The sequence below is a fragment of the Pseudomonas sp. WS 5010 genome (genome assembly GCF_012985565.1).
GTDB lineage: Bacteria > Pseudomonadota > Gammaproteobacteria > Pseudomonadales > Pseudomonadaceae > Aquipseudomonas.
In genome coordinates this window covers 372,727-393,818 of sequence record NZ_JAAQWQ010000006.1, presented here as the reverse complement: position 1 = coordinate 393,818, position 21,092 = coordinate 372,727, and the positions used below count along the sequence as shown (strand labels likewise).

The 21,092-nt window shown below is 60.7% G+C and carries 18 protein-coding genes; 11 read left to right on the top strand and 7 right to left on the bottom strand.

Annotated elements, in window-relative coordinates; all coding sequences use genetic code 11:
* Positions 1-142: 142 nt before the first annotated feature.
* Genes HBO11_RS21860 through secB form a run of 3 tightly spaced genes read left to right on the top strand, consistent with a single transcriptional unit; the run spans position 143 to position 1,342 of the window.
* Positions 143-556, top strand: a complete 414-nt coding sequence (locus HBO11_RS21860) for a rhodanese-like domain-containing protein (protein WP_029295907.1) — start codon at positions 143-145, stop codon at positions 554-556.
* 1 nt (position 557) lies between these two features.
* Positions 558-812 (top strand): glutaredoxin 3, encoded by a 255-nt coding sequence (grxC, locus tag HBO11_RS21855; RefSeq protein WP_170058949.1) that lies wholly within the window; start codon positions 558-560, stop codon positions 810-812.
* 44 nt (positions 813-856) lie between these two features.
* The gene (gene secB / locus HBO11_RS21850; RefSeq protein ID WP_057437139.1) at positions 857-1,342 is read left to right on the top strand and encodes a protein-export chaperone SecB; all 486 of its coding nucleotides are present in this window, start codon (positions 857-859) and stop codon (positions 1,340-1,342) included.
* A 157-nt stretch (positions 1,343-1,499) separates the two neighbouring features.
* On the opposite strand, the gene HBO11_RS21845 is transcribed toward secB, so the two are convergent.
* Positions 1,500-1,955, bottom strand: a complete 456-nt coding sequence (locus HBO11_RS21845) for a tRNA (cytidine(34)-2'-O)-methyltransferase (protein WP_029295910.1) — start codon at positions 1,953-1,955, stop codon at positions 1,500-1,502.
* Here HBO11_RS21845 and HBO11_RS21840 point away from each other — a divergent pair.
* Positions 1,954-2,394 carry a hypothetical protein gene (locus HBO11_RS21840; protein ID WP_169955650.1) on the top strand — a complete coding sequence of 147 codons (441 nt, stop codon included), beginning with the start codon at positions 1,954-1,956 and terminating at the stop codon, positions 2,392-2,394. The genes HBO11_RS21845 and HBO11_RS21840 overlap by 2 nt on opposite strands.
* 409 nt (positions 2,395-2,803) lie before the next feature.
* Here the strand turns inward: HBO11_RS21840 and ntrC are convergent, their stop codons facing one another.
* From ntrC to glnA, 3 genes are all read right to left on the bottom strand, one after another.
* Positions 2,804-4,240, bottom strand: coding sequence for a nitrogen regulation protein NR(I) (gene ntrC, locus HBO11_RS21835; protein WP_169955651.1), 1,437 nt, complete (start codon positions 4,238-4,240; stop codon positions 2,804-2,806).
* Positions 4,237-5,322: a nitrogen regulation protein NR(II) gene (gene glnL / locus HBO11_RS21830; RefSeq protein ID WP_003218001.1), complete on the bottom strand. Its 1,086-nt coding sequence runs from the start codon at positions 5,320-5,322 to the stop codon at positions 4,237-4,239. Before glnL ends, ntrC begins: the two co-directional genes overlap by 4 nt.
* A gap of 460 nt (positions 5,323-5,782) precedes the next feature.
* Positions 5,783-7,189, bottom strand: a complete 1,407-nt coding sequence (gene glnA, locus HBO11_RS21825) for a glutamate--ammonia ligase (protein ID WP_029295916.1) — start codon at positions 7,187-7,189, stop codon at positions 5,783-5,785.
* A 333-nt stretch (positions 7,190-7,522) separates the two neighbouring features.
* Between glnA and thiI the strand changes: the two genes are divergently transcribed.
* Positions 7,523-8,977, top strand: coding sequence for a tRNA uracil 4-sulfurtransferase ThiI (gene thiI / locus HBO11_RS21820; RefSeq protein WP_169955652.1), 1,455 nt, complete (start codon positions 7,523-7,525; stop codon positions 8,975-8,977).
* 139 nt (positions 8,978-9,116) lie between these two features.
* Positions 9,117-10,937, top strand: coding sequence for a translational GTPase TypA (gene typA, locus HBO11_RS21815; protein ID WP_053140412.1), 1,821 nt, complete (start codon positions 9,117-9,119; stop codon positions 10,935-10,937).
* Between the two features lie 199 nt (positions 10,938-11,136).
* On the opposite strand, the gene HBO11_RS21810 is transcribed toward typA, so the two are convergent.
* Positions 11,137-11,571, bottom strand: coding sequence for a YkgJ family cysteine cluster protein (locus HBO11_RS21810; RefSeq protein ID WP_032862271.1), 435 nt, complete (start codon positions 11,569-11,571; stop codon positions 11,137-11,139).
* Between the two features lie 240 nt (positions 11,572-11,811).
* Here HBO11_RS21810 and HBO11_RS21805 point away from each other — a divergent pair, with 240 nt between their 5' ends.
* From HBO11_RS21805 to HBO11_RS21790, 4 genes are all read left to right on the top strand, one after another.
* Positions 11,812-14,262 (top strand): glycogen/starch/alpha-glucan phosphorylase, encoded by a 2,451-nt coding sequence (locus HBO11_RS21805; protein ID WP_169955653.1) that lies wholly within the window; start codon positions 11,812-11,814, stop codon positions 14,260-14,262.
* A gap of 156 nt (positions 14,263-14,418) precedes the next feature.
* On the top strand, positions 14,419-17,490 hold the full coding sequence (locus HBO11_RS21800; RefSeq protein ID WP_169955654.1) for a DUF2339 domain-containing protein: 3,072 nt from the start codon (positions 14,419-14,421) through the stop codon (positions 17,488-17,490).
* Positions 17,490-18,827 carry a DUF3999 domain-containing protein gene (locus HBO11_RS21795; protein ID WP_169955681.1) on the top strand — a complete coding sequence of 446 codons (1,338 nt, stop codon included), beginning with the start codon at positions 17,490-17,492 and terminating at the stop codon, positions 18,825-18,827. Before HBO11_RS21800 ends, HBO11_RS21795 begins: the two co-directional genes overlap by 1 nt.
* 112 nt (positions 18,828-18,939) lie before the next feature.
* Positions 18,940-19,950, top strand: a complete 1,011-nt coding sequence (locus HBO11_RS21790) for a class 1 fructose-bisphosphatase (protein WP_057437154.1) — start codon at positions 18,940-18,942, stop codon at positions 19,948-19,950.
* Positions 19,951-19,999: 49 nt separating this feature from the next.
* Here HBO11_RS21790 and HBO11_RS21785 read toward each other — a convergent pair whose 3' ends face one another.
* Entirely contained in the window at positions 20,000-20,323 is a 324-nt protein-coding gene (locus HBO11_RS21785; protein WP_169955655.1) for a type II toxin-antitoxin system RelE/ParE family toxin, read from the bottom strand.
* Positions 20,320-20,592, bottom strand: a complete 273-nt coding sequence (locus tag HBO11_RS21780) for a type II toxin-antitoxin system Phd/YefM family antitoxin (protein WP_169955656.1) — start codon at positions 20,590-20,592, stop codon at positions 20,320-20,322. Before HBO11_RS21780 ends, HBO11_RS21785 begins: the two co-directional genes overlap by 4 nt.
* A gap of 235 nt (positions 20,593-20,827) precedes the next feature.
* Here HBO11_RS21780 and HBO11_RS21775 point away from each other — a divergent pair, with 235 nt between their 5' ends.
* The gene (locus HBO11_RS21775; RefSeq protein ID WP_038445326.1) at positions 20,828-21,082 is read left to right on the top strand and encodes a lipoprotein; all 255 of its coding nucleotides are present in this window, start codon (positions 20,828-20,830) and stop codon (positions 21,080-21,082) included.
* Positions 21,083-21,092: the final 10 nt, after the last annotated feature.

Sequence of the window (21,092 nt, the reverse complement as noted above, 5' to 3'; positions counted from 1 at the left end):
CGCGGCGGTATTAAAGGAAGGCGATTGAAAAGGGAGTGGCAGTTTAAAGCGAAGTTCCGATGCCGTCACCGCTTTACGGGGGTTGGCCCCCCATGGCGGCTGTGTATACTTACCGCCATTTTAACGCCCTGGAACCTCCTTGATGGTTGATCACCTGATTGCATTTGCTACCTCTCACTATCTGCTGGTCGGTGCCTTCGTTGTACTGCTGGCGCTGCTGATTGCTCATGAAGTGAGCCGTGGCGGCCGTAGCCTCAGCACCGCCGAGCTGACCGCGCTGGTCAACAAGGACCAGGCCGTTGTCGTCGACATCCGCCCGGCCAAGGACTTTGCCGCCGGCCATATCGTTGGCGCGCTGAATATCCCCCAGGACAAGCTGATCGCCCGCATCGCCGAGCTGGAAAAGCACAAGGCCAAGACCATTATCCTGGTCGACGCCCAGGGCCAGCACTCCGGTGGCCATGCCCGCGAAATGATGAAGAGCGGTTTCACCGCCGCCAAGCTGTCGGGTGGTATCTCCAGCTGGCGCGCCGATAACCTGCCGTTGGTGAAGTGATATGAGCCAGGTTGTCGTTTATTCCAGCGATTATTGCCCTTTTTGCCGGGATGCCAAGGCGTTGCTGCAGAAGAAGGGCGTTGCATTCGAAGAGATCAAGGTCGATGGCAAACCCTCGGTGCGTGCCGAAATGACCAAGAAGGCAGGGCGTTCATCCGTTCCGCAGATCTGGATCGGTGACAAGCACATCGGTGGATGCGACGACCTGTTCGCCCTGGAGCGCGCCGGTAAACTCGACGCGCTGCTTCACGTCTGACTCCAAAAACCTAAAAGACCCCAAGATCAAGAAGGATCTGCGAGATGACTGACCAACCGAACATCGAAGCGGCAGCAGAAGAGGCTCAAGGCCCACAATTTTCCCTGCAGCGTATCTACGTGCGTGACCTGTCGTTCGAAGCGCCGAAAAGCCCGGCGATCTTCCGCCAGGAGTGGACCCCAAGCGTCGGCCTGGATCTGAACACCCGTCAGAAGCAGCTCGAAGGCGACTTCCACGAAGTGGTACTGACCCTGTCGGTCACCGTGAAGAACGGTGAAGAAGTGGCATTCATCGCTGAAGTGCAACAGGCCGGTATCTTCCTGATCCAGGGCCTGGACGATGCGTCCATGAGCCACACCCTGGGCGCGTTCTGCCCGAACATCCTGTTCCCGTATGCCCGCGAGACCCTGGACAGCCTGGTTACCCGTGGTTCGTTCCCGGCCCTGATGCTGGCCCCGGTGAACTTCGATGCCCTGTATGCGCAAGAGCTGCAGCGCATGCAACAGGAAGGCGCACCGACGGTTCAGTAAGCTGAACCCGACGCCGCTCTAAATGTGGGAGCGGGCGTGTGTGGGAGCTGGCTTGCCAGCGATAGCATCACCTCTGTGTGACTGACACACCGAGGTGCCTGCATCGCGGGCAAGCCCGGCTCCCACACACGCCCGCTCCCACATTTGTTTAGGCGGGTTATTTGAAACCGAGCTGGCGCCAGCCTTCGTAGACGGCGACGGCCACGGTGTTGGACAGGTTCAGGCTGCGGCAGCCCTCGCGCATCGGCAGGCGCAGGCGCTGGCCGTCGGGCAGGGCGTCGAGCACGTCTGCCGGCAGGCCACGGCTTTCGGGGCCGAACAGGAAGGCATCGCCCTCGGCAAAGCTGGCATCGTGAAACGGCCGCGAGCCCTTGGTGGTGAACGCAAACAGGCGCGGGTGCCCCAGGCTCTCCAGGCAACTGGCGAGGTCGGCGTGACGCTGCAGGGTGGCGTACTCGTGATAGTCCAGGCCCGCGCGGCGCAGGCGCTTGTCGTCCATCTCGAAGCCCAGCGGCTCGATCAAATGCAGGTGGCAGCCACTGTTGGCGCACAGCCTGATAACGTTGCCGGTATTCGGCGGAATTTCTGGTTGAAAAAGGATGACGTGAAACATGCACGGCTCCGAAGATAAAGATGCAGCGCATTCTACCCCTGAAGACGACCCCAGGCCGCAGCTATTGCCCCGCGTCCTGGGTTCGCTGGCGATTGTCGGGTTGATGGTGGGCTTGATGATCGGTCGCCTGACCACCTCGGACCCAACCGCCTTGCTGCAGGTAGAGCCTGGCAGCGATGGCCTGGTGGTGTGGTTCAACAGCGAGCCGAAGCTGCACGGCGAGCATATCGACGGCACCGTGGCGCTGCTGTTCGACGCCCAGGGCCAGGCCCAGGCGGGGCAATTGAAGGTCAATGACAAGGATGTGAACTGGCGCGTGCGCAAGACCGATGGCGGCTTGCTGTTGAACCTGGTGGCGGCACGGCCGCTGCGTGGGGAATGGTCGGGCAAGGCGGTCGATGACCGCTGGCGACTGGAGATCCATCTCCTGGAGCAATAAAAGAGGGAGTTCCCGGCCTGCCTGTACCAGGGCTCCCAAAACGGTTTGAAGCTCGAATTAAAGAGGGGATTCTCGGCCTGCCTGTACCAAGGTCCCCGAAACTGGGTAGTACCAGAGGTATTGCAGGGGGCGTGCCAGAATGGCGAATTTGTCTGAGGAAATTCTTTTATAAAGCGTAAAGCCCCGGATTACGGGGCTTTGGCGTTTTCAGGGTTCAGAGTTTTTTGAAAGCGGCCTGGAGTTCGTGCGCGATAGCGGTTCATGGTGCGTTGAAGCGGTGCATGGTTTTTTGCGATTGCACAAAACAATGTAGGAGCTGGCTTGCCAGCGATAGCATCACCGCGGTCTCACTGAAAAACCGAGGTGCATGCATCGCTGGCAAGCCAGCTCCTACAAAGGAAAGCTGTGCTCAGCCCTCTTCGCCCTCATCATCATCCCCACCATCGACCTTCATCCCCAACTCCTTGATCTTGCGGGTCAAGGTGTTGCGGCCCCAGCCCAGCAGCACGGCGGCATCACGACGCCTGCCGGCGGTGTGCTTGAGGGCGGTTTCGATCATGATCCGCTCAAAGGTCGGCACGGCGCTGTCCAGCAGGCTCGACTGGCCACGGGCCAGGGCCTGGTCGGCCCACTGGCGCAGGGCCTGTTCCCAGTTGGTCACCGGCGCCGAATCCTGCGGCAGGTTCAACAACTCCGGCGGCAGGTCGCTGATATGCACCTCGCGCCCGGACGCCATCACCGTGATCCAGCGGCAGGTATTTTCCAGCTGGCGCACGTTGCCCGGCCACGGCAGGTTCTTCAGGTACTCCTCGGTTTCCGTCTTCAGCAGCTTGGGCTCTACCGCCAGCTCCTGGGCGGCGCGGCTGAGGAAGTGGCGGGCCAGGGTCGGGATATCTTCGCGACGGTCCGACATGCGCGGGATGTGGATGCGGATCACATTCAGGCGATGGAACAAATCCTCGCGAAACTTGCCAGCGTGCACCAGGGTTTCCAGGTTCTGGTGGGTCGCGGCGATGATCCGTACGTCGACCTTGACCGGCGTATGACCGCCGACACGATAGAACTCCCCATCGGCCAACACTCGCAGCAGCCGAGTCTGGGTGTCGGCGGGCATATCGCCGATTTCATCGAGAAACAGCGTGCCGCCGTCCGCCTGTTCAAAGCGCCCGCGACGCAGGTTGGCCGCGCCGGTGAACGCGCCTTTTTCATGGCCGAACAGCTCGGACTCCATCAAGTCCTTGGGGATCGCCGCCATGTTCAACGCGATGAACGGCGAGGCCGCCCGCGGGCTGTGACGGTGCAGGGCATGGGCCACCAGCTCTTTACCGGTCCCGGACTCACCGTTGATCAGCACGGTGATGTTGGAGTGGCTCAGGCGCCCGATGGCGCGAAACACTTCCTGCATCGCCGGTGCTTCACCGATGATTTCCGGGGTGCGGGTCAGGGTCGGTTCCACGGCCTGGCCTTGCTGTTCCTGGGCGTGCTGGTTGGCGCGCTTGACCAGCGCCACCGCCTCATCAACGTCGAACGGCTTGGGCAGGTACTCGAAGGCGCCGCCCTGATACGACGCGACAGCGCTGTCCAGGTCCGAGTGCGCGGTCATGATAATCACCGGCAAGCGCGGGTGCTGCTCGCGGATCCGCGCCAGCAAGTCCAGGCCGCTGGCGCCGGGCATGCGAATATCAGAGATGATCACGTCGGGCTGCTGGCGCGCCAGGCGGCTCATCACCCCGTCGGCGCTGTCGAAGCTTTGGGTGGTCATGCCTTCCTGTTGCAAGGCTTTCTCCAGGACCCAGCGGATGGAACGGTCGTCATCGACGATCCAGACAGTTTCACTACGGCTCATGTCGATGGGGCTCCTTGTTCCAGTGGCAGAAAGATCGAAAAGGTCGTGTGGCCGGGATGGCTTTCACATTCGATCAGGCCCTGGTGCTGGCTGATGATGTTCTGGGTAATGGCCAGGCCCAGCCCGGTACCGTCCGGGCGACCGCTGACCATTGGGAAGAAAATGGTTTCTTGCAGTTCGGCCGGGATGCCCGGGCCGTTGTCGATGATCTCGACCTTGGTCACCAGGCGATGGCGCACATGGCCGATGGTGAACTGGCGCAAGGCGCGGGTACGCAGGCTGATGCGGCCCAGGCGCAGCTCGTTCTGGCTGCTGATGGCCTGCATGGCGTTACGTACGATATTGAGCACCGCCTGGATCATCTGCTCGCGGTCGATCAACACGTCGGGAATGCTCGGGTCGTAGTCGCGCACCAGGGTGATGCAGCCCTGGCTTTCGGCCTCCACCAACTGGCAGACGCGCTCCAGCACTTCATGCACATTGGTCATCGCCAGCGACGGCAGCTTGTTGGAGCCGAGCATGCGGTCCACCAGGTTGCGCAGGCGGTCCGCCTCTTCGATGATGACGTTGGTGTAGTCCTTGAGGTTTTCATCCGGCAACTCGCGGGCCAGCAGCTGCGCAGCGCCGCGAATCCCGCCCAGCGGGTTCTTGATCTCATGGGCCAGGCCACGCACCAGCATCTTGCTGGTTTCCTGTTTGGACAGCTGGGCCTCTTCCTTGGTGATGCGCAGCAGGCGATCACGGGGATGCACCTCCAGCAGCAGCAAGGTGGCGCCGTGGCTCAGGATCGGTGTTACCGCGTAGTCGACGGTCAGGGTCTGGCCGGTGAGGGCCGTGAGCATCGCTTCACGCTTGGTGAACGGGTGGGCCTGCTCCACGGCCTGGCGCAAGGAACTCAAGGCCTCGGCGGACTCGGTGAACAGCTCGCTGATAAATTGCCCATGGCTGCGCTGGCCGCTGATGGCCAGGAGCATCTCCGCCGCGGGGTTCATGTACTCAAGGCGCAGTTCGTCATTGAGCAGGATGGTCGCGGTGGTCAGGTTGTCGAGTAGCAAGCGGTGCAGTGCGTCGCTGATGGTCATTAGGACCTCTTTTGGAGCAAGGCGTGGGCTTGAGGCACACGCTGATACCAGGAAAATGCAAAAACCAAACCAAGGCTCCGAAAAGAAGCGTAAAAGCCCTGAAATGGGGGCTTGAGGCGCGAAACTATGGCGCTCTGCCAGCCTGCTCGGGAGATTTCGACCCAAAATGGGTTGGCTGGTGGGCATGGGTGCAACCTATCGCACCAATATAGTGCGAATCCCCACATTCTGTTCAGCGATCAAATATTTCCTGGAAGCACCCCATCAAACTGTAGGAGCTGGCTTGCCTGCGATAGCGGTGGTTCAGTCAGTCGTGATGCGACAGATACACCGCCATCGCAGGCAAGCCAGCTCCTACAGTTTTGATGGGGGTTGCAAAGGTGGATAGTCATTGTTTCAGGCAAAAAAAAGACCTCCCGAAGGAGGCCTTTTTGTCACGCCACTAAGCGGCGCTACCGGATCAGCAGCTGTAGTACAGCTCGTATTCCAGTGGGTGTACGAAGGTGCGGACCTTGATTTCTTCTTCGCTTTTCAGGGCGATGTAGGCATCGATAAAGTCGTCGCTGAACACGCCGCCTTTGGTCAGGAACGCACGGCCCTTGTCCAGCTCTTCCAGGGCTTCTTTCAGGCTGCCGCACACTTGTGGGATCTCTTTGGCCTCTTCAGGCGGCAGGTCGTACAAGTTCTTGTCGGCGGCGTCGCCTGGGTGGATCTTGTTCTGGATGCCGTCCAGGCCAGCCATCAGCAGGGCAGCGAAGCCCAGGTACGGGTTGGCTGCTGGATCCGGGAAGCGTGCTTCGATACGGCGAGCGCGAGGGCTGGACACGTAAGGAATACGGATCGAAGCGGAACGGTTGCGCGCCGAGTAGGCCAGCATCACTGGCGCTTCGAAACCTGGGACCAGACGCTTGTAGGAGTTGGTCGACGGGTTGGTGAAGCCGTTCAGGGCCTTACCGTGCTTGATGATGCCGCCGATGAAGTACAGGGCAGTGTCGGACAGGCCGGCATAACCTTCGCCAGCGAAGGTGTTCTTGCCATCTTTGGCGATGGACAGGTGAACGTGCATACCCGAACCGTTATCGCCGTACAGAGGCTTAGGCATGAAGGTAGCGGTACGGCCGTAGGCCACAGCCACGTTGTGTACGCAGTACTTGAGGGTCTGTACTTCGTCAGCCTTGGCCACCAGGGTGTTGAACTTCACACCGATTTCGTTCTGGCCGGCAGTTGCCACTTCGTGGTGGTGAACTTCGATGACCAGGCCCATGTCTTCCATGGCGTTGCACATGGAGGTACGGATTTCGTGGTCGTGGTCGAACGGTGGAACCGGGAAGTAGCCGCCTTTGACGCCTGGACGGTGGCCATGGTTGCCGCCTTCCACGTCCTGGTCGGACATCCACGAACCTTGGTCGGAGAAGATTTTGAACATGGAGCCGGAGATGTCGGACTTGAACTTCACTTGGTCAAAGATGAAGAACTCAGGCTCCGGGCCCACGAATACGGTGTCACCGATACCGGTGGACTTGAGGTATTCCTCGGCACGCTTGGCGATCGCACGTGGGTCGCGGTCGTAGCCCTGCATGGTCGAAGGCTCGATCACGTCGCAGACGATGATCAGCGTCGGCTCTTCGGTGAACGGGTCGAGTACGGCGGTGGAGTCGTCCGGCATCAGGATCATGTCGGAGGCTTCGATGCCTTTCCAGCCAGCGATAGAGGAGCCGTCGAACATTTTGCCTTCTTCGAAGAAGGCGTCATCCAGCGCGTCGCGAGCCGGCATGGTCACGTGGTGCTGAGTGCCTTTGGTGTCCGTGAAGCGCAGATCAATCCATTTAACGTCATGATCTTTGATGAGTTGAACCGACTTCGACATAGTGTCCTCCGGGTGGCTTCGGGCTTGGGTAGTGGAGTAGCCCTTAGAATGTGGGTGATGCCGGCGCGGATAGTCCGCCATGGCAACCTGCCTCACAAGAGAGCAAATTGCATGCCAGTGCCCCGACATGGGTTTTTTGCCTCAAAATGGCTCCTATAAAGGTGCAAATCGTCAAAACGGCAAAATTCGCGCACTGCAATGTAGCGCAAACAGTCTTAAATGCACCTCTTTGGTGCGCTGCATGCCGTTTGTATATTAACTGGTTAAACCTTGAGCGATTTCCGCTATAATCCGCGCCCCCCTTTTTCGGCTGGCCCTGCGCGCGCTGTTTCCATGAAATTAATCGTTAAAGTCTTCCCCGAGATCACCATCAAGAGCCGACCGGTACGGATGCGTTTCATCCGTCAATTGGCCAAGAACATCCGCGCTGTGCTCCGTGACCTGGACCCGGCCGTGGTGGTGAACGGTGTGTGGGACAATCTCGAGCTGGAAACCCGCGTCAGCGACCCTAAAGCCTTGAAAGATATGACCGAGCGCCTGAGCTGCATGCCGGGCATCGCGCATTTCCTGCAGGTTGACGAGTACCCGCTGGGCGACTTCGACGACATCACTGAAAAATGCAAACTGCACTTTGGCAACAGCCTTGCGGGCAAGATTTTTTCGGTGCGTTGCAAGCGCGCGGGCAAGCACCCGTTCAGCTCCATGGACGTCGAGAAATACGTCGGCAGCAAGCTGCGTCGTGAGTGCGGCGCGGCTGGAATCTCGCTGAAAGAGCCGCAAATCGAAGTGCGCATCGAAATTCGCGACCAACGGTTGTTTGTGATCCACAGCCAGCACAACAGCATCGGCGGCTACCCGCTGGGCGCGCTGGAGCAGACTCTGGTGCTGATGTCCGGCGGTTTCGACTCCACCGTGGCGGCCTACCAGATCATGCGCCGCGGCCTGATGAGCCACTTCTGCTTCTTTAACCTGGGCGGGCGTGCACACGAATTGGGCGTGATGGAAGTCGCGCACTATATCTGGAAGAAGTACGGCAGCTCCCAGCGCGTGCTGTTTGTCAGCGTGCCGTTCGAGGAAGTCCTGGGAGAAATTCTCGGAAAAGTCGATAACGGTCATATGGGCGTCGTATTGAAGCGTATGATGTTGCGCGCAGCGTCGAAAATCGCCGACCGCCTGCAAATCGAAGCGCTGGTCACCGGCGAGGCGATTTCCCAGGTCTCCAGCCAGACCCTGCCGAACCTGTCTGTGATCGACTGCGTGACCGACAAGTTGGTATTGCGCCCGCTGATCGCCAGCCACAAGCAAGACATCATCGACCTGGCCAACGAAATCGGCACCGCTGATTTCGCCAAGCACATGCCAGAGTATTGCGGGGTCATTTCGGTGAACCCCAAGACCCATGCCAAGCGCTACCGCGTGGAGCATGAAGAGAAAGAATTCGACATGGCGATTCTGGAGCGAGCGCTCGAGAACGCCAAACTGGTGCCGATCGATCGGGTAATCGACGAACTGGGCCAGGATGTGCAGATCGAAGAAGTCAGCGAAGCACTGGCCGGCCAGATCGTCATCGACATCCGTCACCCGGATGCCGCTTGCGACGAGCCGCTGGAAGTCGCTGGCATCGACGTGCAAACGCTGCCGTTCTATGCACTGAACGCGCGTTTCAAGGAACTGGATAACAGCCGTCAGTACCTGCTGTATTGCGACAAAGGCGTGATGAGTCGCCTGCATGCCCACCATTTGCTCAGTGAGGGGCATGCCAATGTGCGCGTTTATCGACCGAGCTAAGAGCCCGGGGCTGTTTGCCTGTGGCCTGCGTCACCGGCCCCCCGACTCTGCCGTCAAGCTGTAACGGCAAGGCCTGACTCTACTGTTAATCGCTGCCACGACCTGTCAGCACACCGAATCCTCTGATCGAGATACACAAGTGATCGAAAATCTACGTAACATCGCCATCATTGCCCACGTTGACCATGGTAAAACCACCCTGGTAGACAAACTCCTGCGTCAATCCGGCACCCTGGAGCGCAACGAGCTCAACGACGAGCGCGTGATGGACTCCAACGACCAGGAAAAAGAGCGCGGTATTACCATCCTGGCGAAAAACACCGCCATCAACTGGAACGGCTACCACATCAACATCGTGGACACCCCGGGCCACGCCGACTTCGGCGGCGAAGTAGAACGCGTAATGTCGATGGTTGACTCCGTTCTGCTGCTGGTTGACGCTCAAGACGGCCCTATGCCGCAAACCCGTTTCGTGACCAAGAAGGCTTTCGAAGCCGGCCTGCGTCCGATCGTGTGCATCAACAAGGTTGACCGTCCAGGCGCGCGTCCGGACTGGGTTCTGGACCAGATCTTCGACCTGTTCGACAACCTGGGTGCTACCGAAGAGCAACTTGATTTCCAAGTGATCTACGCCTCTGCCCTGAACGGTATTGCCGGTCTGGAACACACCGCCATGGCGGAAGACATGACCCCGCTGTACCAGGCGATCGTTGACCACGTTCCACCGCCGAAGGTTGACCGTGAAGGCCCGTTCCAGATGCAAATCTCGGCACTGGACTACAACAGCTTCCTGGGTGTTATCGGTGTTGGCCGTATCGCTCGCGGTAGCGTCAAGCCGAACACCCCGGTTGTGGCTATCGGCGCCGACGGCAAGAAGCGCAACGGTCGTATCCTCAAGCTGATGGGTCACCACGGCCTGCACCGCATCGACGTTGAAGAAGCTTTCGCCGGCGACATCGTGTGCGTAAGCGGTATGGACTCGCTGTTCATCTCCGACACCCTGTGCCAGCCGGACACTGTCGAGGCGATGAAGCCTCTGACCGTCGACGAGCCAACCGTTTCCATGACCTTCCAGGTAAACGACTCGCCTTTCTGCGGTAAAGAAGGCAAGTTCGTGACTTCCCGTAACATCAAGGAACGTCTGGACAAAGAGCTGCTGTACAACGTTGCACTGCGCGTTGAAGAAGGCGACTCGGCTGACAAGTTCAAGGTTTCCGGCCGTGGTGAGCTGCACCTCTCGGTACTGATCGAAACCATGCGTCGCGAAGGCTTCGAAATGGGCGTTGGTCGTCCGGAAGTGATCATCCGTACCGTTGACGGCGTGAAGCAGGAACCGTTCGAAAACGTCACCATCGACACCCCTGAAGAATCCCAGGGCAAGGTCATGGAAGAGATGGGCCTGCGTAAGGGCGACCTGACCAACATGGTGCCGGATGGCAAAGGCCGTGTGCGTCTGGAATACAACATCCCTGCTCGTGGTCTGATCGGTTTCCGTAACCAGTTCCTGACCCTGACCAACGGTGCTGGCATCCTGACCTCGATCTTCGATCGCTACGACACCATGAAGTCCGGCGACATGTCCGGCCGTCAGAACGGTGTTCTGGTATCGGTAGAAACCGGCAAGGCGCTGACCTACTCCCTGGAAACTCTCCAGGCGCGTGGCAAGCTGTTCGTTGAACACGGTCAAGAGATCTACAACGGTCAGATCGTTGGCTTGAACAGCCGTGACAACGACATGGGCGTCAACCCAACCAAAGGCAAGAAGCTCGACAACATGCGTGCTTCGGGTAAAGACGAAACCATCGCCCTGGTTCCACCTGTTCGCTTCACCCTGGAACAGGCCCTGGAATTCATCCAGGACGACGAGCTGTGCGAAGTGACGCCTAAGTCCATCCGTCTTCGCAAGAAGATCCTGGACGAAGGCGAGCGTACCCGCGCTGCCAAAAAGGCTAAGAACTGATACTTAGTTCCAGCTGAATAAAAACGCCCCCGGCCTGTTGGCCGGGGGCGTTTTTTTATGCCTGCAGATTGTGTGGTGTCTGGCCTTGCCTCATCGCGGGCAAGCCCGGCTCCCACATTGACCGAGTTTATTGAGGATGAACGCGATCAACTGTGGGAGCTGGCTTGCCTGCGATGGCGATCTGTCAGGTAACCAACATTTAGAACTTGTCGAGCGTGCGCAACTTGGTCTCGCGCACCACTTCCTTGGGCTTGTACGCGCAATACCCTGGGCGCGGCCCGATCTTGGGGTGATTGCGGCAGGTATCCGGGCGTTTGTCATAAATAGTGCAGAAGCGCGTCTTACGATCCAGGTACAGGCAATCGTTGTTGCTCATGCGCTGCAGGGTAAAGATCTCGGACTTGGAGTTGAAGCGCTCGACGATGCCTTCCTTCTGCAAGCGCTTGGCGATGTTCTTCGGCGGGTCGCCACGCTCGAATTCATCGACGATGCCAATGCGGATCAAATCCTTGATCTTCACCTCAACCGGCAGGGTGCAGCAGTTGGACGTGCAGCCGCCGCACATGTGGCTGGAGTATTTCTGCCACGTTTCGAGACGGTCGAGTTCCGCGGCGGCGATCAGTTGAGGCTTCATCAGGTTTCCAAGAGGGGCTTTGTCCGGGCGCGCGATCATACCGGGATTGGTGATTTTTTGAACAATATTTTGCGGGTTTCGGCTCAAAGGCTGCTTGGTGGCGTAAACGGGCACGGCCCCTGCATCTAAAACCTGCATGCGTGAATGAGTGAAAAAACTGCCGAACCGTCAGCCATGCCATGGGTCAGACCGTCTAGGCTCTAGGATTTCCCTTCTTCTATCTCGCCCGAGGTCGCACCGATGTCTCAGGAACCGCTTGTACGAGAAGCAGAGGTAGCCGCGTTTCGCGATGCTGTCTTGACCAAACTCACTTATGCGGTGGGCAAGGATCCCGATCACGCCTTCGACCATGACTGGTTCGAAGCCATTGCCCTGGCGGCGCGCGACCACATGGTCGACCACTGGATGGATCACACCCGGCACATCTACCGGCGTGGGCAGAAGCGGGTGTATTACCTGTCCCTGGAGTTCTTGATCGGCCGTTTGCTGTTTGACAGCCTGAGCAACCTCGGCCTGCTGGAGGTGGCGCGCGAAGCCCTCGGCGAGCTGGGTGTGGACCTGGAGCGCATCCGCCTGCTGGAGCCCGATGCGGCCCTGGGCAACGGTGGCCTGGGCCGCCTGGCCGCGTGCTTTATGGAAAGCATGTCGACCCTGGGCATTGCCGGCCATGGCTATGGCATTCGTTATGAACACGGGCTGTTTCGCCAAGCGATTGTCGATGGCTGGCAGCAGGAACAGACCGAGCGCTGGCTGGATTTCGGCAACCCCTGGGAGTTCGAGCGCGCCGAAGTGATCTACCCGATCGGCTTCGGCGGCAGCGTCGAGACCGTGCTGGATGCGTCCGGCAAGTCGATACAGGTCTGGTCGCCCAATGAAACCGTGCGCGCGGTGGCCTACGACACCCCGGTAGTCGGCTGGCGCGGTGCCAGTGTGAACACCTTGCGCCTGTGGCGTGCGCGAGCTGTCGAAGACCTGCACCTGGAGCGCTTCAACGCCGGTGACCATTTGGGCGCCGTTGCCGAAGTGGCCCGTGCCGAAAGCATCTCCAGGGTGCTTTACCCGGCCGACAGCACCGAAGCAGGGCAGGAATTGCGCCTGCGCCAGGAATACTTCTTCGTCTCGGCTTCCCTGCAAGACCTGCTGCGGCGCCACAAAAACATGCACGGCTCGGTGCTGAGCCTGGGCGAACACGCGGCCATCCAGCTCAACGACACCCACCCGTCCATCGCCGTGGCCGAGTTGATGCGCCAATTGGTCGACCTGCACGACATCGCCTGGGATGCGGCCTGGCAGGTTACGGTGGAGACGCTTTCCTACACCAACCACACGCTGCTTCCCGAGGCCCTGGAAACCTGGCCCGTTGGCCTGATGGAACGCATGCTGCCCCGGCATATGCAGATCATCTACCTGATCAACGCCCAGCACATCGATTCGCTGCGGGCCAAGGGCATCCACGATTTCGACGTGCTGCGCGCAGTGTCGCTGATCGAAGAAGACAACGGTCGCCGCGTGCGCATGGGCAACCTGGCGTTCCTTGGCTCCCACAGCGTCAACGGCGTGTCCGGGCTGCACACCCAGTTGATGCGCAGCACGGTGTTTTCCGAACTGCACAAGCTCTACCCCGACCGTATCAACAACAAGACCAACGGCATCACCTTCCGCCGCTGGCTGTTCCAGGCCAACCCCAAGCTCACCGCGATGCTGGTAGAAGCCCTGGGCCCGGACATTCTCGACAACATGGAACAGCGCCTGGTGGAGCTGGAAACCTTTGCCGAGAAGCAGGCGTTCCGCAAGGCCTTCGCTGAGCAGCGCCTGCACAGCAAACGCGTACTGGCCGATATCATCCATGAGCGCCTGGGGATCTCGGTCAACCCGGCGGCGATGTTCGATGTGCAGGTCAAGCGCATCCACGAGTACAAGCGCCAGTTGCTGAACCTGCTGCACACCGTCGCCCTGTACCAGGCGATTCGTGCCGAGCCGGAGGTGGATTGGGTGCCGCGGGTGAAAATCTTCGCCGGCAAGGCGGCGGCCAGTTATCACCAGGCCAAGCTGATCATCAAACTGACCAACGACATCGCGCGTACGGTCAATAACGACCCGACCGTGCGCGGCCTGCTCAAGGTGGTGTTCCTGCCCAACTACAACGTCAGCCTGGCGGAAAACATCATTCCGGCGGCGGACCTGTCAGAGCAGATCTCCACCGCCGGGTTCGAGGCCTCGGGTACCAGCAACATGAAGTTCGGCCTCAATGGCGCGCTGACCATCGGCACCATGGATGGCGCCAATGTCGAGATGCACGAGCGCATCGGCGGCGAGCACATGTTTATCTTCGGCCTCAGCGCCGAGCAGGTCGAAGCGCGCAAACAGGCGGGTGAATTCAATGCCGGCCCGGATATCGCGGCCTCCCATCGCTTGAACGACGTGCTGCAGGCAATTCGTGGCGGGGTGTTCTCGCCGGACGATCCGGGGCGCTATGTGGGGTTGATCGACTCGTTGATCGCCTACGATCGCTTCCTGGTGTGTGCCGATTTTGACGCCTATTGGGACGCCCAGGCGCGGGTCGAAGCCCATTGGCATGACTCCAAGGAATGGTGGCGTTCAGCGGTGCTCAACACCGCGCGTACCGGGTGGTTCTCGTCGGACCGTACCATCCGCGAGTATGCGACCGAAATCTGGAAAGCCCTGGACTAAACGCCGCAGGAGCAAAATGTGGGAGCGGGCTTGCTCGCGATAGCGCTGCGTCAGTTAGCAAATAGGTGACTGATGCACCGCTATCGCGAGCAAGCCCGCTCCCACATTGGTTATGCGTCTATATACTGGGCCTCGGTTTGCTTAGGGATTTGGACCATGCAATGGATGTTCATGCTCATTGGCCTGGTGCTCGGCTGGGCGCTGGATGAATCGTTTAGTGATGCAGGCTTCGGTGCACTACTGGGTTTGGGGGTTGGCCAGGCCATTCGCCTGTCGAACCTGGGCAGTGCCGTAAAGGCGCTGGAACAACGCCTCGCGCTGCTGGAAAAGCCGCCTCAGGTTGAACCGTCCAGGGCCGAACCCGCGCCCGCCCCAGAGCTGGTCTGGGAGCTGCCCGCCGAACTGCAATCCACCCCTGCTCCCGAACCGAGCCAACCGCTGCCGGACGACCTGTGGAAACCGGCCGCCGTTGCCCGCGAAGCTGAACCCGAAATCCCCCGTAGCCCCAACCTGATCGAACGTGCCATCGGCGCCGCGCGCAACTGGCTGCTGGGTGGCAATACCGTGCTGCGGGTCGGCGTGGTGTTGCTGTTCTTGGGCCTGGCATTTTTGCTGCGTTATGCCACCGAAGGCATGGTGGTGCCGATCGAGATGCGCTACGCCGGTGTCGCCGCCTGCGCCCTGGGCTTGCTGGGCCTGGGTTGGTGGCTGCGCCTGCGCCGGGGCAATTACGCGCTGATCCTGCAAGGCACGGGCATTGCCGTGTTGTACCTGACGGTGTTCGCCGCCATGCGCCTGCACCCGCTGCTCGATCCGGGTGCGGCGCTGGGCCTGCTGGTGGCGGTGACGGTGTTTTCGGCGATCCTGGCGATTACCCAGGACGCCATCGGCCTGGCCTGCGCCGCAGCCCTCGGCGGGTTTGCCGCGCCGATCCTGGCGTCCACTGGCGAAGGCAGCCATGTGGCGCTGTTCAGTTACTTCGCCCTGCTCAACGCCGGGATCCTCGCCATCGCCTGGTTCAAGGCCTGGCGCCTGCTCAATGTGATTGGCTTTGCCGGCACCTTCGGCATTGGCTTCGCCTGGGGGATTCGTTCCTACACCCCGGAACTGCTGTGGAGTACCGAGCCGTTCCTGATCCTGTTCTTCCTGATGTACCTGGCCATCGGCCTGCTGTTTGCGCGGCGCAAACTCCTGGAACCCCCCGACGCCCCGGCCGATGACAGCCGTGGCGCGCTGCTGCGCTGGTCGGCGGCCAAGGGTGATTATGTGGATGGCGGCCTGTTGTTCGGCCCGCCGCTGGTGGCGTTTGGTTTGCAGTTCACCTTGGTGCAACACCTGGCCTTCGCTCCGGCATTCAGCGCACTGGCGTTGGGGATCATCTATATGGTCCTGGCGCGTGTGCTCAGCGGTGGGCGCACCGTGTTGCTGGCAGAAACCTGCCTGGCCCTGGGCGTGATCTTCGCCAGCCTGGCGATCCCCCTGGGCCTGGACGCGCGCTGGACCGCCGCAGCCTGGGCGGTGGAAGGCGCTGGCATCCTCTGGCTTGGCCTGCGTCAGCAGCGAGCGTTGGCGCGCGGGTTCGGCCTGCTGTTGCAACTGGGCTCGGCGCTGGCCTTTCTCAGTGAGCTGGACGTGGGCGAACACACGCTGCTGGACGGCGCGGCGCTGGGCGCCTTGTTGCTCGGCGTGGCGTTGCTGTTCAGCTTCCAGCAACTGCGCACGGCCGCGCTGGAGCAGACCTCGAAGTGGGAGCGCCAGGGCTTGCCGGTCCTGGCCGGCCTTGGCCTGGGCTTTGTGTATCTATTGGCACCGTTGCTGTTGGCCGAGCAGGGCACCGCGATCAGTTGGGCGCTGGCCGGGCTGGTGACGGTGTTCGTCGGCTGGCAGATCGCTTCGCGCACCTTCCTGTTCTGCGCGCTTGGCGTGCAAGTGCTGGCGGGGGCGTTGCTCATGCTCACGTCATGGGGCGGCGAAGAACTGCCGGCGTTTCGGCATATCGGTTTCTGGGCGCCGATGCTGGTGGGGTTGGCCGCATTTGTCGGCGCCTGGCGCTTGCAGGGCAGTGATCGACGGCTCAAGTTGCCCCATCTTTCCAACGGCCTGCTGGCCTGGGGCGCGGCGTGGTGGGTATTGGCGCTGAACCATGAAGTGCTGCGCTTCACCCCGCCAGAGTTGCAAGCCGCGTTCCTGTTGGCGGCGGCTTCGGCCAGCGCGGCGTTGTGGATGTTGCTGGCGTTGCGCCTGCGCTGGGCCGCGCTGGGTACCCTCTGCCTGTTGCTGATGCCAGCGGCGGCGCTGGTGGTGCTGGTGTCGTTGCATCGCTATTACCACCCGGCGGCCGAATTGGGCTGGTTGGCCTGGCTGGCGGTGTTCGCCGTGCATTTCATCGCGCTGCGTTATTTGGCCGACCTGGCGGCGGCAAAGGCCCTGAGCGTCGCCCATGTGCTGGGCTGCTGGATGCTGATCGGCATGCTCGCCCTGGAGCTGCGCTATGGCCTGTTGGTGCTTTCGGTGCACTACAACGCCTGGCGCTGGCTGGGCTGGGCGATTTTCCCCAGCCTGTACCTGATAGCCGTCGCTACGCCGCGCCAGTGGCCATGGCCGATATCTGCTTATGCGCGTGAATACCGCCTGCTGGCCGCGCTGCCGTTGGCCGCGCTGATGCTGGTGTGGTTCTGGCTGGCCAATATTTTCAGCGACGGCACGGCCAGGCCATTGCCGTATGTGCCGTTGCTCAACCCCTTGGACCTGGGCCTGCTGTTTGCGCTGCTGGGCGTGTACCTGTGGGCGCGCAGCGCGGCGCCGCAACTGGGCAGCCGCACCCCGTGGATTGCCCAGGGCGTTGCCGGGGTCTCGCTGTTCGCCTTTTTCACCGCATTGGTGATGCGCGCGGCGCACCATTGGGGCGGCGTGCCGTTTCATCTGGATGCGTTGCTCGACTCAATGTTGGTCCAGGCCGGCCTGTCGATTGTCTGGACCCTGATTGCCCTGGGCCTGATGATCGGCGGGCACCTGCGCAATCGCCGGGAAGTGTGGCTGGTCGGCGCGGTGCTGATCGGCGTAGTGGTCGCCAAGTTGTTCCTCGTGGAGCTGAGCAACCGTGGCGGGCTGGAGCGGATCGTGTCGTTTATCGGCGTGGGCGGGCTGTTGCTGGTGGTGGGCTATTTTGCTCCGCTGCCGCCCAAGCGCAGTGAACCCGAGGTTCAAACCCAAGGAGCGTCCTCTTGATCGGCAAACTGAGTATTGCACTGGTGGGCCTGTGCGCCGCGTTATCGGCGTCGGCCGCAGAAGGCCTCGCCGACTTCACCACCCAAGTGCCGCTGACCGTCAGCGGCGACGGCCCCTGGTATCGCCTGGAGTTGCCGCTGACGGTGCAATTGAGCGCCAGCCAGGCGGATCTCGGTGACCTGCGGGTGTTCAACGCGGCGGGCGAACCCCAGGCATATGCATTAGTGCGGCAGTCGGCCGCAAGCGCAAACAACCGGGCCCGGCTGAAGGGCTTCCCGCTCTATGCCGCCGACAATGCCAGCGACAGTGTGCCCAGCGTGCGCGTGCAATCCAGCGCCACGGGCACCCTGGTGCAGGTGCAGCCGTCCAGCGAGGTGCCGACCGGTGCGCAGGTGCGCCGTGGCTGGTTGCTCGATGCCAGTGCAGTCAAGGCGCCGTTGCAAAAGCTGATCCTCGACTGGCCCGCCGAGCACGAGGGTTTCCAGCGTTTCAGCATCGAAGCCAGTGACGATTTGCAGCAGTGGCGCTCCTGGGGCGAAGGGCAGGTGGCGCGCCTGGCATTTGCCGAGGATCGGGTGGAGCAGCGTGAAGTCGCCTTGCCAGGGCAGTCGGCGCGCTACCTGCGCCTGCTATGGCAAGGCCAGGCCGCGCCCGAGTTGACCTCCATTGAAGTGCAAAGCACCAGCAGCCTGCCGCTGTCGCTGGTGTGGTCCGAGCCTTTGGCCGGCAGCACCCTGGAGCCTGGGCAGTACAGCTGGCAGCTGCCTGGGGTGTTGAACATCGAGCGGGTGCGCGTTGAGTTGCGTCAGCCCAACAGCCTGGCGCCGGTGGGGCTGCAAGGGCGTCAGGACAGCAAGCAGGCATGGCAGCCGTTGAGCCGTGGTTTGCTCTATCGCTTGGCGCAAGGCGGGCAAGAAGTCACCCAAGATCAACTGCAACTGCCGGGCTATCCGGTGCGGCAGCTCAAGCTGGAGGTGGACGAACGGGGCGGTGGCCTGGGGGCGCAGGCGCCGGCGTTGAGTTTTGCCGTGCGGGCCACGCAAGTGGTGTTCCTGGCGCGGGGCGAACCACCGTTTACCCTGGCGCTGGGCAACCCGTCGGCCAAGGCCGCGAACCTGGCACTGACCACCTTGATTCCCGGCTACACCCCGCAGCGCCTCGCGACTCTGGGCCAGGCCCGGGTCGATGGCGCGTGGCGCGCCAGTACACCGCCTGCGCCAAATGCCGCAGGTATCCACTGGAAGACAATCGGCCTGTGGGCCGTGCTGTTACTGGGCGTGGCGGCACTTGGGGCGATGGCCTACAGTCTGCTGCGCAAGCCGCCGGCCAGGCCCTGAGCCGGGGCCTACATGAACTCTGTCAGTCTTATCTCGTCTGATAGGAGGAAATGCGCCCCGACTCGCGCTAAACTGCGCGGGTTTTTAGCCCCCCCATTCTCCGGAGCCGTCCATGTCCCGCGTTACCCTGAGTCGCTATTTGATTGAGCAGACCCGCAGCAACAACACCCCTGCCGATCTGCGCTTCCTGATCGAAGTGGTGGCGCGTGCTTGCAAGGAAATCAGCCACGCCGTGTCCAAGGGCGCGCTGGGCGGCGTCCTGGGCAGCATGGGCACTGAAAACGTGCAAGGCGAAGTGCAGAAGAAACTCGACGTGATTTCCAACGAAATCCTGCTCGAAGCCAACGAATGGGGCGGTCACCTGGCCGGCATGGCGTCCGAAGAAATGGACAATGCCTACCAGATCCCGGGCAAATACCCTAAAGGCGCGTACCTGCTGGTATTCGACCCACTGGACGGCTCGTCGAACATCGACATCAACGCGCCAGTCGGCACCATCTTCTCGGTGCTGCGTTGCCCTAACGAATACCTGAGCCAGAACGAAGCGCTGAACGAAAAGGCCTTCCTGCAGCCAGGCACCGAACAGGTTGCCGCTGGCTACGCGATCTACGGCCCGCAGACCATGCTGGTGCTGACCCTGGGTGATGGCGTCAAGGGCTTCACCCTGGACCGCGAAATGGGCAGCTTCGTGCTGACCCACGAAGACATCTCCATTCCTGCCTCGACCCAGGAATTCGCGATCAACATGTCCAACCAGCGCCACTGGGAAGAACCGGTCAAGCGCTACGTCAACGAGCTGATGGAAGGCGAAGAAGGCCCGCTGAAGAAAAACTTCAACATGCGCTGGGTGGCCGCGATGGTTGCCGACGTGCACCGCATCCTGACCCGTGGTGGCCTGTTCATGTACCCACGCGACAGCCGCGAGCCGTCCAAGCCGGGCAAACTGCGCCTGATGTACGAAGCCAACCCGATGTCGTTCCTGGTTGAGCAGGCGGGCGGTGCCTCGACTGACGGCCACCAGCGCATCCTCGACATCCAGCCTGAAGGCCTGCACCAGCGTGTGGCGGTGTTCCTGGGGTCCAAGGAAGAAGTGGCGCGTGTGACCGGTTACCACAAGGCCTAAGGTCTTGCGCTAAAGAAGCCCCGAAATGCTTTCAGTGTTTCGGGGCTTTTTATTGGGTCAGATTTTTGAACAGCAGTGCCTGCAAATTCTTGCGAGTGTCGGCAATGATGTGGATGTAGAGGACCTGGCCGCGGATTTCGTAGATGATCCGGTTCATTCCGCTGATAATCTGGCGGTACTGGGTCAGGTTCAACTGCTCGATTTCTTCCGGCATCGAGCCTGTAAACGGTTGGGTTTCCAGGCGACGTAAAGCCTGTTTAAGCGACTCGTAGGTCTGTTGCCAGGTTGATGTAGAGAACTGTCGTGTAAGGTAGGACTTGATTTCTTTCAGATCTTTTTTTGCAGATTGAAGAATAACAACTCGATAAGTCATTGAGCTTCGTCCTGATCCAGTTCAGCGAACACGTCCTCCATATCCTCAAACTGGCCCAGCTCAATCTGTCGGTTGCCCAGTGCTAAAAGCTTCAACAGCGCCATGGTTTCTGCTTGTTCTTCAAAGCTCTTCACATCCATTACGACTAGCTTGGCCTCACCGTTTTGGGTGATGACCAGCGGCTCACGGCTTTCTGTGAGGTTTTTGACGATCTCTGCGGTATGGCTTTTGAGGTAACTGATCGGCTTTATCTGAGATGAGAATTTCATGACATGACCCCTCTGCTCGAAATTGGGACTGATTTTAGTCTTTATTCAGTCATCAGGGGGCTGAAGTCTCATCCTGATCGACGAAAGGCGGCGCTTTACTCCTCTGAAAATTTGTCGAAAAAGGCCACCTCGCAGAAAAAAGAAATACCACCCCCCTCCGGGAACCAGACCCCCCTTTTCCCTTCTAAGCTTCTGGCAGACCCCCACTGCTGCGTGTCCCTCCAGGAGCTCTACCATGTCGTTACGCCGTCTCGCCCTCTTGTGCTTTTGCGTGCTGTTGGCCGCTTGCAGCAAGGTCACCCAGGAAAATTACCAGAAGCTCTCGGCTGGCATGGCCAAGGCTGAAGTGGAGTCGTTGCTGGGCAAGCCCACCGATTGTTCTGGCGCACTGGGCATGTCCAGTTGCACCTGGGGCGATAAAAACAGCTTTATCAGCGTGCAGTACGCCGGTGACAAAGTTCTGATGTTTTCCGGGCAAGGCCTGAAGTAAACCGGGGCGC

Coding starts and splice junctions, on each gene's coding strand:
- HBO11_RS21860 (WP_029295907.1), top strand. CDS start 143: ATGGTTGATCACCTGATTGCATTTGCTACCTCTCACTATCTGCTGGTC.
- grxC (WP_170058949.1), top strand. CDS start 558: ATGAGCCAGGTTGTCGTTTATTCCAGCGATTATTGCCCTTTTTGCCGG.
- secB (WP_057437139.1), top strand. CDS start 857: ATGACTGACCAACCGAACATCGAAGCGGCAGCAGAAGAGGCTCAAGGC.
- HBO11_RS21840 (WP_169955650.1), top strand. CDS start 1,954: ATGCACGGCTCCGAAGATAAAGATGCAGCGCATTCTACCCCTGAAGAC.
- HBO11_RS21845 (WP_029295910.1), bottom strand. CDS start 1,955: ATGTTTCACGTCATCCTTTTTCAACCAGAAATTCCGCCGAATACCGGC.
- ntrC (WP_169955651.1), bottom strand. CDS start 4,240: ATGAGCCGTAGTGAAACTGTCTGGATCGTCGATGACGACCGTTCCATC.
- glnL (WP_003218001.1), bottom strand. CDS start 5,322: ATGACCATCAGCGACGCACTGCACCGCTTGCTACTCGACAACCTGACC.
- glnA (WP_029295916.1), bottom strand. CDS start 7,189: ATGTCGAAGTCGGTTCAACTCATCAAAGATCATGACGTTAAATGGATT.
- thiI (WP_169955652.1), top strand. CDS start 7,523: ATGAAATTAATCGTTAAAGTCTTCCCCGAGATCACCATCAAGAGCCGA.
- HBO11_RS21810 (WP_032862271.1), bottom strand. CDS start 11,571: ATGAAGCCTCAACTGATCGCCGCCGCGGAACTCGACCGTCTCGAAACG.
- HBO11_RS21805 (WP_169955653.1), top strand. CDS start 11,812: ATGTCTCAGGAACCGCTTGTACGAGAAGCAGAGGTAGCCGCGTTTCGC.
- HBO11_RS21800 (WP_169955654.1), top strand. CDS start 14,419: ATGCAATGGATGTTCATGCTCATTGGCCTGGTGCTCGGCTGGGCGCTG.
- HBO11_RS21790 (WP_057437154.1), top strand. CDS start 18,940: ATGTCCCGCGTTACCCTGAGTCGCTATTTGATTGAGCAGACCCGCAGC.
- HBO11_RS21785 (WP_169955655.1), bottom strand. CDS start 20,323: ATGACTTATCGAGTTGTTATTCTTCAATCTGCAAAAAAAGATCTGAAA.
- HBO11_RS21780 (WP_169955656.1), bottom strand. CDS start 20,592: ATGAAATTCTCATCTCAGATAAAGCCGATCAGTTACCTCAAAAGCCAT.
- HBO11_RS21775 (WP_038445326.1), top strand. CDS start 20,828: ATGTCGTTACGCCGTCTCGCCCTCTTGTGCTTTTGCGTGCTGTTGGCC.